The 13,559-nt window shown below is 68.7% G+C and carries 12 protein-coding genes and 1 pseudogene; 5 read left to right on the top strand and 8 right to left on the bottom strand.

Annotated features, from left to right (window positions below; all coding sequences use genetic code 11):
* Window positions 1–103 precede the first annotated feature (103 nt).
* Both BCD48_RS04000 and BCD48_RS03995 read left to right on the top strand, forming a co-directional pair.
* A complete protein-coding gene (locus tag BCD48_RS04000) occupies window positions 104–1,267 on the top strand; it encodes an NsdA family TPR-like regulatory protein (protein WP_198543066.1) in 1,164 nt (387 codons plus the stop codon).
* A gap of 2 nt (window positions 1,268–1,269) precedes the next feature.
* Window positions 1,270–1,584, top strand: a complete 315-nt coding sequence (locus BCD48_RS03995) for a 4a-hydroxytetrahydrobiopterin dehydratase (RefSeq protein WP_071046877.1) — start codon at window positions 1,270–1,272, stop codon at window positions 1,582–1,584.
* A gap of 486 nt (window positions 1,585–2,070) precedes the next feature.
* Here the strand turns inward: BCD48_RS03995 and BCD48_RS03990 are convergent, their stop codons facing one another.
* Entirely contained in the window at window positions 2,071–2,601 is a 531-nt protein-coding gene (locus tag BCD48_RS03990; protein WP_071046861.1) for a hypothetical protein, read from the bottom strand.
* 734 nt (window positions 2,602–3,335) lie between these two features.
* Between BCD48_RS03990 and BCD48_RS03980 the strand changes: the two genes are divergently transcribed.
* Complete coding sequence (locus tag BCD48_RS03980) at window positions 3,336–3,662, top strand: hypothetical protein (RefSeq protein ID WP_131803761.1); 327 nt, start codon at window positions 3,336–3,338, stop codon at window positions 3,660–3,662.
* Window positions 3,663–5,069: 1,407 nt separating this feature from the next.
* Here BCD48_RS03980 and BCD48_RS03975 read toward each other — a convergent pair.
* Window positions 5,070–5,906, bottom strand: a complete 837-nt coding sequence (locus BCD48_RS03975; RefSeq protein ID WP_071046858.1) for a class I SAM-dependent methyltransferase — start codon at window positions 5,904–5,906, stop codon at window positions 5,070–5,072.
* A gap of 645 nt (window positions 5,907–6,551) precedes the next feature.
* On the opposite strand from BCD48_RS03975, the gene BCD48_RS03970 reads away from it, so the two are divergent.
* Entirely contained in the window at window positions 6,552–6,836 is a 285-nt protein-coding gene (locus tag BCD48_RS03970; RefSeq protein WP_131803759.1) for a hypothetical protein, read from the top strand.
* Between the two features lie 9 nt (window positions 6,837–6,845).
* Here BCD48_RS03970 and BCD48_RS45390 read toward each other — a convergent pair.
* The 6 genes and pseudogenes from BCD48_RS45390 to BCD48_RS03945 all read right to left on the bottom strand — a co-directional run.
* Window positions 6,846–7,232 (bottom strand): annotated as a pseudogene (locus BCD48_RS45390) (type II toxin-antitoxin system VapC family toxin); the annotation flags it as partial.
* 17 nt (window positions 7,233–7,249) lie between these two features.
* Window positions 7,250–7,510, bottom strand: coding sequence for a hypothetical protein (locus tag BCD48_RS03965; protein ID WP_071046856.1), 261 nt, complete (start codon window positions 7,508–7,510; stop codon window positions 7,250–7,252).
* 195 nt (window positions 7,511–7,705) lie between these two features.
* A complete protein-coding gene (locus BCD48_RS03960; protein WP_071046855.1) occupies window positions 7,706–7,960 on the bottom strand; it encodes a hypothetical protein in 255 nt (84 codons plus the stop codon).
* A gap of 75 nt (window positions 7,961–8,035) precedes the next feature.
* Window positions 8,036–8,380, bottom strand: coding sequence for an MGMT family protein (locus BCD48_RS03955; RefSeq protein WP_198543065.1), 345 nt, complete (start codon window positions 8,378–8,380; stop codon window positions 8,036–8,038).
* A 289-nt stretch (window positions 8,381–8,669) separates the two neighbouring features.
* Entirely contained in the window at window positions 8,670–9,662 is a 993-nt protein-coding gene (locus tag BCD48_RS45385) for a CBS domain-containing protein (protein WP_131803757.1), read from the bottom strand.
* Between the two features lie 191 nt (window positions 9,663–9,853).
* Entirely contained in the window at window positions 9,854–11,704 is a 1,851-nt protein-coding gene (locus tag BCD48_RS03945; protein ID WP_071046852.1) for a DUF262 domain-containing protein, read from the bottom strand.
* A gap of 524 nt (window positions 11,705–12,228) precedes the next feature.
* Here BCD48_RS03945 and BCD48_RS03940 point away from each other — a divergent pair.
* On the top strand, window positions 12,229–13,536 hold the full coding sequence (locus tag BCD48_RS03940; protein ID WP_071046851.1) for a serine/threonine-protein kinase: 1,308 nt from the start codon (window positions 12,229–12,231) through the stop codon (window positions 13,534–13,536).
* Window positions 13,537–13,559 lie beyond the last annotated feature (23 nt).

Below are 13,559 nucleotides of genomic sequence, written 5' to 3'. Positions count from 1 at the left end.
GACATTGCCGAGAGGAAGGACTTCGCTGTCCGCCGCTGTCCGCGGACACCAACGGACACACGTCGCGATGGCTGGCCTGGGGCATCGCCGGGATGATGGCGGAGTGGAAACCTTCGGCGAGGCCCTGCGACGCTGGCGAGGCGAACTGCCAATCCGTGAACTGGCCCGCCGGGCACACTGCGGAAAATCCCACATCTGGGCCCTCGAAAGCGGCCGCAGCTCCCCCAGCCTGCGCATCGCCGCAGCGCTCGACAAAACGCTGAACGCCGGCGGCGAACTCGTCGAACTCGCGGGCAGACCCCCAGCCACCGACGCCACGGGCATCAGCACCTCGGTCGCCGGCCCCGCCCTGGCGACAGGGCCGGTCACCGCCCGATCCGTCGACCCGGCGGTGACCGACTACTTCGAAACGCAGCTCGAAGGGCATTACCGGGCCGACATGTTGCTCGGCCCGCGCGACCTCATCCGCATCGTCGCGACCCAGTTCGAACTCATCGACCGGCTGGCCCGCGCCACCACCGCGGACACCCACCGAGACCTCCTACGTATCGGCACCGCCTACGCCGCTCTCGTGGGCTGGCTCTACCAGGACGCCGGCGACCTCGCCGCGTCAGCCTTCTGGCGTGGCATCGCCCAGGAGTTCGCCCTGCGCTCCGGCGACTCGCACCTCACCGCCTACGCGCTCATCAACCACGCCTCGGTCCGCACCGACCTCGGCGACGGCGCCGGCGTACTCGACCTGTGCGACGCCGCCCTCGCCACAAGCGACGCCCTCGCGCCCAAGGTCCGACTCATGACCTTGCAGCAGCGGGCACACGGCGCCTCCCTACTCGGCGACCGCGCCACCGTCGACACCTCGCTCGACACCGCCGACACCCTCACCGACCGCCTCGACGACGACCTGCCCTGGGGCAACGCCTGCCACCGCACCCCCGGATACCTACAGATCCAACGTGCCACCTGCTACGGCCGCCTCGGCCTCGCCCACGAAGCCGTAGCCCTCTGGGACCACCTCCTCACCGACATCCCACCCACCGCCCGACGCGACCACGGCGTCTACCTCACCCGCCACGCCACCGCCTGCGCCCAGGCAGGCCAACCCGACAAGGCCCTGCACCTCGCCCGTCAGGTCGTCCCCATCGCCACCGAAACCGGATCCGCCCGGCTACGAAGGGAACTCGCCGCCCTCCGTCATGGCATGCGGCCATGGAAGGATGCCCGTGTCGCCACCGACCTCGCCGAGGTCCTCGCCGCAACGGAGGCGTGACCATTTCCGACGTGCCTACCCCGCTCACCGACGACGAGATCGCCATCCAGCTCGCCGACCACCCCGGCTGGACCCGGACCGGCGACGAGATCACCCGCACCTTCCGGCTCCGTTACCACGGCTCCGTCGCACTGATCGTCCACGTCGCCGACGTCGAACGCCTCATCGGCCACCACGCCGACATCGACCTACGCTGGGACACCATCCGCTTCGCCATCACCACCCACGACGCCGGCCACCGCCTCACCGCCGCCGACTTCGACCTCGCCACCCGCATCGACGCCATCGCCGCCGCCCACGACGCCACACCCGTCTAACACCCAGGGTGCGGTAGAGCTCGCCCACGGCCGCACCGCCAACCGAGCAGCCGGCATCCACCGCTATCTCAGCGCCGACCCAGACAGGGCACGACTGCCAGCCGTCCGCGACCTCGGCGAACAGCTCCGCCCCGCCCGCGGGGCACTCGACACCGGAGCCGTCTTTTAGGACGTGTGAGCCGGGCGCCGATGACCTCGGCGCCGATGGATCGTCTGGTTCGCCGTTTTACTGCGGCGCGTGGACAACGAAGTAGCCGTTGCAGACCTGGTCGGGGTCATCCGCCGACCTCCGCGCCCTCACGCTCTGATCTGACTCAGCGTCTCCTGCCCGGCGACTAACGCCTCGGGCTTGTCCGGGAACTTGACGGACGATTCAAGCCCATCCCAGGCCAGCACCCCCGGCCGAACCTCCCCAGGCGTCCGGGAGTCGCCGAGCACGTTGTGCTACCTGCGTTGCGTCGCGCAGGACCGGGCCTCGCCCTGGCCTCAGCCGGTGAGGAGGGTGATGGTGCGGCCCGCGGGGCTGTTGATGGTGGACAGGCCGGTGCGGGTGTCGATCGAGGGGGCGCCGCTGCGCTGGTCGAAGATCGCGAGGACGCCGGTGTCGAGCCGGAGGCGGTCCAGGTAACGGTCGAGCTGGCGCAGCGCGGCTGGCTGGGGGTTGGCGCGGTTGGTACGCCACACCTTGATCTCAAAGCCCTCGCGCTGGACGTGGCAGACGCCGTCGGGGGTGGTGTAGGGCCAGCGCAGGTGCAGATCGACCCGGCCGGTGCCGATCGCGTACTCACGATCGATCGTGCCGGTCCCGTTGACCGCCCGCTGCAGATAGCCCTGCAGGACGAGCTGCGCGGCGGCCTCCGCGTAGTGGCCGGTGCTGGTGAGCTGCTCGCCGTTCTGGATCCACCAGTCGGTGAACTTCCAGCACGACGGGCAGGTCGAAGCTCCCGCCGGGCCGCACGAAGGTACGTGGGTCGGTGGCGACGCTGTCCTGATAGTTACTCGACAGCACCCGGACAATGACCTCTCGATAGATCGGGTTAGCCGGCCGGACCGGGACGTCCGGGGCGATCAGTCCCAGGTCACGGACATAGGCCGTGTCGTCGTCATACGGGTCCAGAACGAGTGGCTCACCCGAGCCGTGCGCACGTTGACACCGACACGCCGAGCAGCCCCCGCACGCGGCACGCCCGCAGCCCGCAGCCGGTCGTACTCCGCCCTGCCGGGATGGCCCGCCTGACGGGGCGAGACCGAACGCACGCCCGCCCTCCGCGCCCAGCCCAACGCGGTATTCCGGTTCACACCGATCCGGTCAGCCGCCACCGTGACACTGCCGACCTCCTCAAGCAACTCCAGGAACCACTCCCGAAGCACCCCCCACTCCGAACCCGAAAACGCCACGGTCCTCGCAACCCCCAGAAGCCCGAGCGTTGCGAGGACCACTAGAAGGCACCCCGCCACGCCCCGGGGCCCAGCCTCGCTTCGCTCGGCACCCCGGGCGCGTCGGGACCGCCACCCACCCGTGGGCGTCGGCGCGTCGGCGATTGTGAGGCCGGACCTCAGCCCGATCCGGTTGACCTCGCCAGTTCTACCTCTGACCGAGCCGTATCCAGCTGACCTAACACCAGCGGGCTGTACGGGGAGCCCTGGATGGACGAGGCACAGTGCGTACGTCCTAGACGTCTGCGGTCTCTTGCGCCATGATCGTGGCAGCCGGCTTCCGCCGGCCACGACCTCTTGCTGGACGATTGATCGTGACGGCCTCGCAGCGCCTGGCACTTTCGACCGAAAGGAAATTTCCGAGAAATCGTCTAGCTGCGAAGAATGATCATGTGACGGGGGCTCATGAGTTGAACGTAGAATTCATAATGGGCGGCCTTTCTGGCGTCGCCCTGGCCATTTCTTTGCGTGATGTTCTGTCGATTTGGCTGCGGATTGCGAGGTCATCTGATGACCGTGTCGACGCTGGGTCTCCGGGCCAGGAAGAAAGGCTTGATCTAGAGAACCCGGCCCAGGCGGAACGCTTCATCATGGACTTCGTTCGCAGGCGCTCGGCAGCCATGAAGCGGGGCGCGGAGTGACCGAAGCAAACGCCTCGGAGACTCGCCGGCCTCGGAAGCGCACGGAAAATCATCCCCCAGTTCAGGCCTCACTCAATGCGGGTCTTGGGGGCGTCGGTGGTGGAACGGGTATGGTAGCGATTGCTCAGACGGTAGGCACCCACACGGTCCTTGGTCAAGTCTTGATGTACGTCGCTCCAACGGTATCGGTAGTTGCAGGCACCATGCTCTTCCAGCTAAAGACGCAGGCCGAATGGTATTCGGAGAGATGGCAAGTCAAGCGGGCACGGAAGACGCTAGAAAAGCAGCTAGGTTACCCCCACACGTCTGACGACCATAAACTGAAGATCCGGAAAATGCTTGAAGATCTGGATCACGCAGCTGCGACCGCCGAACTTTCACGTGTAAAGCTGGCGGGGCAGGCTGTCTCAAGATGAAAACGCCGATCAAGTGAACTGTGAACGCCTTGCCAAGATAGCGCAGGGGAAAGGTGGGATAGAATCTCGTTGCCGGACGCCCGCAGCGACATTATTCTGGGTGTTCTACGGAAACCTGGCGTTCCTGGATTAAGTCGGTGGGCGATTGACGCGCCGGGTCTCTGCCCCGGACCCCGGCCCTTCCACCAGAGGAGGGGGAGGGACGGTGTGAGTCCGCGTGTCTCCTCCGTCGCGCAGCCCCCCGGAGGGTTGCCCCAGGAACCCCGGCCGTGCAAGACCCGCACCCGAACGATTGGCACAGTCATCGACGGCGGGTCTTGCACAGCCGAGAACCCTGGGGCAAAGCAGAGCTTGCCTGCCCGCCGGAGGAGCCCCGCTCAGCCCGGGGTATGGGGGTAGGCCCCGCAGGGCTTGGAACACAGGAGCGGCCGATAATCCGGGAGGATTGCCGGGCCGCCGCAGGTCTTGGACGTGCTATCCGTGGTTGGTGCAGGAGCAGCGCCGGGGGCGCCGTTCGCGGAGCAGGTCCGCCAAGTGCATCACTTCCTCCGGAGCCATCCGCCCGGCAGCCGTGATTGCTGTGCGACCCGGGTCACCATCCGCATTGTAGTTCGCCATTTTACTGCGGCGCATGTACGACGAAGTAGGCGTTGAGGTCCACCAGCCCCGGCGCCTCCGGCAGCCGCGACAACGCCGGAACCATATAATGGCGATCCGGCAAACACGGTCCCGCCGTATTAAAGCGACGCGCCAGCGATCCCCCTCCACGGCCAGTACCCAGTCCTGCTCACATCACCCTACGCGTGATCGACGATCTAGCTGGCTAGCCAGGAGACGTCAGCCAGTCACGCACTCGGCACGCTCACAGCCGCCGACGGCGGTGCCGGTGCCGTGCGACGGCGTGGCCCAGCCAGCCAGGTACACCCCTGGCGAATCCGCCTTGATCACCGCAGCTTCATGAGCGGGCACGCGCCGACCGCTTTCGGAAGGCCTACGCGTTCTTGGTGGCCGTGTAGATGTTGTACCGCCACGCGTCCTGGTGTTTCCACATCTCCACGCCGCTCATCGCGTTGACGGCCTTCTCCGTCTTGCCCAGTCGCCGCGCGGTGGCGTAGGGAACGCGGCCGAGGACCGCGAACGCGCGCAGCATCGGCAGCATGCGGGCGGTCACGTCCTCCACCGGCTCGACCTTGAACGAGGCCGAGGCGAGCAGGTTTTCGAGGTCGCCGTGGTTGAGACGGTGCCAGGCTGGCATCGCGCCGAGCTCGCACACGGCATCGAACGCCGCCCGCGCGGCCGGCGCCAACCGCTCCGCCGGCGTCCGCGAGTACTCGAACATCACGAGCCGCCCACCTGGGCGCAGAACCCGATGGAACTCGGCCAGCACCCACTCGGGATCGGCGGCATGCACGAACGTCTCCATCGTGTAGACCCCGTCGAACACCCCGTCCTCGAACTGGGAGAGATCGTGGTAGTCGCCCTCGACGAACCGGGTGCTACCGGTAAGTCCAGCTCGCTCACTTCGGCGCCAGGCCTCATCGAGGTTGAAAACGAGAATGTCTATCCCGGTGACATCCAGGCCGAAATCGGCCGCCAGCGTGCGCGCGACCTCGCCCATGCCGCAGCCCGCGTCGAGCACCCGAGAGCCAGCGTCGAGACCGAGACGACGTCCGAGCTGATGCTCCATCCGGCGCATCGCCGGCGAGAACCGCCACCCGGAGTCCCCGGCCTCGTACCAGCCGAAGTGCTTCGTCCCCCGCAGCAGATACAGGTAACCCAGCCGTGACTCCGTGCGGTCGTAGTACCGGCAAACCGCCCCGATGTTCATGTCACCCGCCGGGATTCCGCGTTCCACACCAGGCAGACTACCGGGTTAGACAGTCTGCCGGCTAAGACAGCCTGATGGCTCCGACATCCAAGTGTGCGAGAGGGCACCTCGCTGACAGGCTGCGCGCCACGGTCACCGAGGCGCCGCTCCAACCGCAGGACGAACCTGTCCGGCCTGGCCCGGCCGCCCACACCGCCGACCGCGCTCTCACCAGCAGCAGTCGCCTGCTCCGCGTCCGGGCCCGCGCGGCCCGACCCGCCGCTGGCGTCCCTCCCGACCACCAAACGAGTCCGGCCGGATCGGCGATGCCCGTGCGGATTGCCTCGGCGATGACCCAGTTCAGCACGATGTGGCCGACGATGACGTCCACGGTGGCATCCGCGAAGACAGTTTTTCGCAGCCGTTCTGACCACCGGGCAGCGACACAGTCACCCTCCCAGCCGTCGTCCGCTCGCACGGGTCGGGGCGGGGAAACGGGGAACTCCGGATCCGCGTGGGACGCGGCGCTGGAGCCGATCCCGCCAGCGGTGCTTACCCGAGCCCTGCACCCCGTGGCGCAGGGCCGACTCGCGTGGCATCGCGATCCTGTGGCGGACCCGCGTGTGGAGTGCGGCCGTAGCAGCGGTCGAGGGGAAAATGTCCACCATGGCCGAAGATTTGGCGGTGGAGGAGCGTGCTCGCCGGCGAGCCGAGGCCGCGCACTGGCGTGCGAAGGCCGCAGCGGCGCGGGCGCGTGCCCGCGCGCTCTCGTGGGAGTCCGACCCTGAGCTGCGTACTCAGGTGAAGGCGATCCTGGCGCTCTCGCCCCTCGAGCGGGTGCTGGGTCTGCAGGCCGAGGCAGAGGTGTTCGCCAGGGCGATCCTGATCCGGGACCGCCCCGGTGACCCAGCCGGGCCTCGCGGAGGTACGGGTTCGCGGGCTACGACCTGACGATCCGCCTCAGGGTAGGAGGCTCAGTGTCCGGTTTGCCTTGACGATGGCGAAGTGGCGTCGGTCGACGGTGGCGACCTCGTCGATGCCGAGGCGTTCGGCGCAGGCGATGACGGAGGCGTCGACGGTGCCGAGTGGGAGGTTCTGGTACCGGCTGACAAGGTCTGCGATACGGAGCCAGTCGGTGGAGTGGACGGGCTCGATGTCGAAGGCGCCGGACGCGAGGTCGCCGAGGAATCGCAGTTCGGCGCGGGTGCCGAGACGGGAACTGAGCAGGTAGACGACCTCAGTGAGGACGAGGGTCGGGACGATCAGCGGGCCGGGATGTGTCTCCAGCAGGTCGGCGCACGCCTCGTGATGCTGGTCGTCGGCGTCGACGTAGGCATAGAGCGGGCCAGCGTCGACGACGAGGGCTACGACGTCACCTCGTTGGCGAGGATCTCCTCGATCCGCTCAGAGATGTCGTGCTGCCCGCTGCGCCCCGCGCCGCGGGCGCCCAGGACCCGCCGGCCGCCGCGCGCTTCGCCGCGCTCGATAAGTTCCGCCAGACCTGCCGGCACGATCGCCGCCAGCCGCCGGCCATGATCGGTCAGGTAGACGACCTGGCCCGACTCGGCGGCCTCGCGGGCCACGAGGGTCAGTTGCTCGCCCTCGGGCAGCGGCATCTCGGTCATGACAACATCGTAACGCCGTCAGCCCACCACGCCCGAGCGGCGACCGCGGCGCGGAGCGGGCAGGAGGTCAGTCGTAGTGAGCCAGTGATCAGACGGCGTGGCAGAGCTCGGCGAACGCTGCGGCAACTCGGCGCCTGAGCTTGACCACTCAACTGCCTTGGCCCCCACCAACCAGGGCCATGGATTGCATGCCGCTCATAGCGCCAGCTGGCCGGGCAACGTCGCGCTGGTGGCTTCGGCATAGTCGGCGTCGGCGTCGGCGTCGGCGTCGGCGAAATGTTCCGCGCGGCTCCGGTCGAGCCTGGCCGCGAGCTGATCGAGCTGATCGAGCGGGTCGTCGGGTCCGGGGCCGGGGGTCGCGGACAGCCAGGTCTCGTCGTCGTCGGCCTGGTCGATCTCGTCGCGGCGGAGCAGGTAGGCGGCCAGATCCCTGCAGGCGCGCGACAGCATGACGTACAGCCCAGCCCTGCTGGTTGGGAAGGCTGGCGCACAGTAAGGGCCGGCCGAGAGCGTCGCTGTGTACGGTCAGCTGTCGGTGGACTCGAAGGTTCCGGCGAGGGCGGCCAACTCGTCAACGGTGAGGCGCTGGGATGCGGCGGCACGGCCGTGGGCGTCGATGAGGACGCCTTCGGCGCGCAGGACGTCGAGGGGGTCGTCGGTCTTGCCGGGATCCGGCCAGCGGAAGCTGGGAGCGACCGTTCCCTCGGCCTGTAGGACGCCGTGGGCGTTCGGTGCCGAGTAGCTGGCGAGCCTGTTGCCGACAGGGACGGGATGGCTGCCGATGAGCGCGGCGACGTCACCGTAGGTTGTCCACCGGCCGGCGGGTATGGCAGCGAGCGCCTGGTTCATAACCTCCCGGAGCGCGTTCACCGGTTCGGTCGCACCGGCTGATTGGGCCGGGCCACAGCTCGCAGGACCGCGGGGCCAGCGTTGTAGCCCGTTCCTGAATCCGGCTGCCCCCTCAGCTGGATTGTGCGGCGATCTCTTTGCTCATCGCCACGCCACTGTCCGTGAGCATGTCCCGCTCGGCCGAGTCAACGGGACGTAAAGTCGCAGCCCCCACGAGACACTAGGTCAGGCGGTCTCGGAGGAGGTCGGCCAGGCGGTCACATTCGGCTTCGGGCAGCTCGGCGCCCCTCATCGGTGACGCCGCCGGCGCCTACAGATTGATTTTCTTCAGCATGGCGAGGAGTTCATGAACGCGTTGGGACTCGGCGGGGGTAAGCGGTCTGGCGCGGAAGTGCGCGACGGCGTTGCGCACGTTGCGGACCTCGTCGACGATCTTGACGAACAGTGCGCGGTTAATGTGGTCCCAGCCCAGCTTCTGCCAGTTGTCCTCGTCGGAGAGCAGTTTCACGTACTCCCCGAACATCAGCTGGGACACGGACTCCTTGTTCTTGCCGCAGGATTTCTTCAGCATGGGCGTGCCATCGAACACGGGGGCTAGGAACGCGCGCAGGCGGCGTTCGATTTCGCCGATAACGAAGAACGGTTCCGCAACCACGCCGAACCTGGTGGCCACGTCGGCCGTGGTGACGATCCCCACGACCTTCAGCTGCCGGTTTCGGACGATGGCGTAGTCGTCCATGGCGATCTTCGGTAGCACCGCGAGCAGGTTGTCGTGGTCTCGGATCTCCGCACAGCTTCGCTCCATCGCGTTCGCGACAGTCCGCTCCTTCGAGCTCTGGTACAGCCGGAAGAGCGACTCCCAGGTCACCACCCCGTGCAGATAGGAGTCGCCCTCCAGCACTGGGATCTGCGAGAACTGGTGCTGCCACATGAGCGTGGTGACCTCGTTGATCTGGGCGCTGGGCGGCACTGAGGTCACCCCGCCGCGCGCGGACGGCAGGTCATCGACGCGCATGGCTGCCGCGGGCAGTTGCTGATCCGCCTGGTCGCCGCTGTCAGGCTGCTGGTCGTTCGCCGCGCTCCCGGCCGGCGGCGCCGTGCCGCCGTTCGCCGCCCGGCCCGCCGATGCCTGCTGCCTTCCGGGCTGCCCCTGGCCATTCGCCGCGCCGGTGCCAGAACCGGTCGGCCCCTTCTTCTGCCCCGCCCCGGGCGGCGACGGAGCCGTCGTGCCGTTCGCCGGCGCGGCGGCGCCGGACGCACCCGGGCCGGCCAGTGGCGGCTGCTGGATGGAGACGATCTTCACTATCGTGCTTGACGGCTCGGTGTCGAACGCCGGCCTGGTCGTCAGGCCCGCGCGCGCCAGGTCCGCGCGGATCCGGGCAACCAGGTCGGGGCTGCGAGCGCCCTGGCCCCACCTGCCGACCAGTTGCCTGATGGTCAGCTCGGTGCCGGCGAGCGCGGCCAGGTCGTTGTCGTCCATGCCCTTGCCCGCCTTCAGCCAGCCGCGCCCGGCGAGGACCCGGCCGGCGGCTCCGCCGTCGCGGTCGCCGGCCCTGCAACATCCTGAGCGGCCAGCTTGCCCATCGCCTCCTCGATCAGCCCGAGCAACTGCTCGGAGCGGTCTTGGTAGAAGGCCTCGAAGTCGGCGGCCCGCAGGGTTTTCGGGTCGATCAGGTGCGACTCGACCCGGTCGTCGACCCACACCCCACGCATCTCGGGGTCACGGTCAAGAACCTCTAGATAGGCGGCCGGGGAGCGCGTGACGACTGTGCGGTAGGTGTGCGCGGATAGAGGGGTCTTGTTCACCACGCTGGTCATACGCTCGTCCTTGATCGACGAGCGCTCGAACCAGCCCTTCGGGAACACCTGCCGGAAGTCGACCGCATCCTCGACCAGGGTCTCCGCCGTGATCAGCTCGCCGGACCGCCAGTCATAGCAGGACCGCGCGAGCAGCCGCGCGAACACGCCCTTGTACGCGGCGCTGAGCCGGGAGGTCATCGTGCGCAGCCGCTGCGCCGAGAAGCTTGCCTCCAGGACCGTGTCCGGCTCGCCGCCACCATCGACCCACGCGGTCACCTGCTCGACGTCCTTGGCGATCCTGCTCTCCGTCGTGCCGCCGTAAAGTTCGCCGAACACGCCGCACCAGTACCACTGAACGATCTTGCGCTGTGCCTCCGGAGTGTCGGCGCGTTCGCCGAGGATGGCCCGGATGGCGGCCAGCGGCGCGAGCTGGGTCCGGTAGGGAAGGTCCTCGGGGCGGAAGACGTGCTGCGTGCGCAGGAACTCGCCGGCCCAGGCGAGCGCACCGGTCACGGTTTGCGCGTGCTCGCGGTAGGCGTTGAGCGGGAGCGCGAGCAGGTCCTTGCGCTTGCAGCCAACGGCGGGCGGGGCCTGCCTGCTGTGCGGGTTGCGCGCGAGGAAATCCTGGCGCCGCCGGTAGCTGACGATGAGCGCCAGCGCCTGGAGGAAGTCCAGGCTCTCGAGCGCTTTCAGGACCGGGCAGGCATCCCCCAGCTCGCCGGAGATCCGCGCCCAGTCGGCCCGCAGGCTGAACTCGGCGCCGGACTCCTCCTTGTACGCTCGGTTGCCCGCGTAGGTGGCGGTCAGCAGCTCGAAGACGTTGAGGACGACGCCGCCCGTGTTGACCTTCTCGAAGACCGCGCAGACGGCCTCGTTGCGGGTCTGCTTGGGCAGCTTGACCAGCGGCACGCTAAACCGGTTCACGGGTTGTAGGACCTGCTCTTGGAAGGCCGGCCAGAGGTCCAGGCCGTCCGGCGTCGACTGGACGAACATCGTCTGCCAGGCGAAGGTTTCCTTTACGTTGAAGACCAGGTTGAGCGGGAAGAACCCGCGCTCGCACTCCTTCTCCCGGCTGCTGAGGTCAAGCGTGATCCCGCGGTTGAAGTCGGTGCGCAGCACGCGGTCCGGCGGCACGGACAGGATGGCCTCGTCGCGTTCCCCCGCCGGGTCGACCGCCCCGCGGATGTCGATGTAGTAGAAGCGCGAGATCTCCTTGCCGCGGACGTCCGAGGTGCGGACCGGCTGGCGCGACAGCAGCGCCTGGTAGAGCGACGTCAGACGCTGCTGGCCGTCGAGCAGTAGCTGGGCCGGGTCGGCGTCGGCGGGCACGGCGGTCCCGGCCAGCGGCCGGGCCTTGAACTGCGCCTCGCCGCCGGTCTCGAGCGTCATCACGACGCCGAGCGGGTACTCGAGCGTGACAGTGGCGAGCAGCGAGCGGATCCGCTCGTCGTCCCACTTCCACTCGCGCTGGAAGTCTGGCAGCTGGATCTCGCCCGACTCCACCGTTCTGAGCAGCTTCCCCAGAGGGGCCCCGTCCAGCTGCATCGCAAGCCTCCTGTCCGAACAGCCGCGGACCGGCTAGGACTGCCCACACTCCGCGACAGTGCACGAACTGTACCCAGTGGCCGCGAACACGGACAGGTGCCGTCCACAGCATGCCGATTTCGTGGCGCGCCAATGGCGCGCGCCGTCGGGCGACCGCCGTGGCGGCAATCCACGCCGCTGGCGGCAGGCACGTCCGGGTGATGGCCCCATGAACGCTCCGTGCCGCTGTCCACGAACCCGGCGCCGACCTGAGTACCGGGGACCAATCCACGCGGTGAACCACGGCTCTGGGCGACGCAGCATGGCGTCCCGGCAGGCCGGACTGACGAGCCGCTCCGTGGCGCATCGACTCCGCGAGCACGAGACGTTGCAACCTTGCCGTCACGTTGTGCTGCACACATGCACTCATGTCGCACCATCGGCGCCCATCAGCCCCACCTAGGCATGTATCCGGGCCATATGGAAGACTCCATTCCTCCAGCTAGGTGAGTGGTTGCTACGCGACGTAGCCAAGGGGGGCGCGGGTGGAGTCGCTGCTGCCCGCGGACCCGAGCATGATCGGCGGGTACCGGCTCGTGGCACGGCTGGGCGCTGGCGGGATGGGGCGGGTATACCTCGCCCGGTCGGCGACTGGGGAAGACGTGGCACTCAAGGTGATCAAGCCTGAGTTGCTCGGAGGGGACGATATCCGGCGGCGGTTCGCCGAGGAGATCCAGACGCTGCGGCTGGTCTACGGGGCGCGCAATGCGCGGTTCGAGGCCGACGGGATGAACGACGATCCGCCGTGGCTGGCCTTCGAGTACGTGCCTGGTCGGACTCTGCGCGAGCACGTCGAGCAGGACGGCCCACTGGCGGGTGCGCTGGTCGCGGTCCTTGGGATGACGTTGACCGATGCGCTCGACAAGCTTCACCGCGTTGGGCTGCTGCACCGTGACCTCAAACCGCAGAATGTCATGCTGGGCCCGGACGGTCCGAAGGTGATCGACTTCGGGCTCGCGGTCCTTGAGGGCCAGGCGGGGCAGAACACGGCGTCCGGGGCCATCGTCGGTACCCCGGCCTACCTGCCGCCAGAGCAGGCAACAGGTGGCAGTGCCATCGCGGCGGCGGCCGATGTATACGCGCTCGGCGCGACGCTGGTCTACGCGGCGACCGCGCACACCCTCTACCAGCCCCGTGGCATTCCCGCTCTTATCAGGGCGATCACCGACCCTGTCGTCGAGCCGGATCTCTCGGGTGTGCCAGGAGAGCTGACCGGTCTGCTCGCCGGCATGGTCGCCTACGACCCGGCGCGACGCCCCACCGTCCGGGACGCGCAGCGCAGCCTGCTCGCCGTCGTCGAGGCAGCCGGATCGATCAGCGAGATGCGTCGACAACTCGTCGCCGCGACGTACGTCGCGCCGATACCAGCGACGCCGGATGTCTCGGCCGCGGACGGCGTGACCGCCGGACCGGGCGAGGACGACGACGTGCCCGGCCCGGTACGCGGCGTCGCCATCGATGCGGCGCCCGAACCGACCGGTTCCGACGCCTCGCTATCGCTTGGCATCCCGGCCCAGGGCCGCGGGCCGGACACCGCCGGGGACGGCTCGCCACCGCGGCCAGCGGTGGAGGCGGAGGCGGCGGAGGCGGAGGCGGAGGCGGAGGCGGCGCTGTTCGACCCGGAGACGACCACGGTCATCGGCCCGCCTCTCCTCCCGCCAGGCCCGCTGCCCGCGCTGGCGGAGCGGTCGAGGACCACGGCGCCTTCGCCGGCCCGGACGTCGCGCCCCTTGCAGATCGGCTGGCTTGTGGACGAGCTGCGCGTCGCCTATGCGCGGGACGCGCCCTTGTGACGGGCGCTCCCGCGCGCAGCGAG

This window comes from Pseudofrankia coriaricola (assembly GCF_001854805.1).
Taxonomy (GTDB): domain Bacteria; phylum Actinomycetota; class Actinomycetes; order Frankiales; family Frankiaceae; genus Pseudofrankia.
Note: the sequence above shows the minus strand (reverse complement) of the source record. Positions and strands in the feature narration are given on the sequence as shown.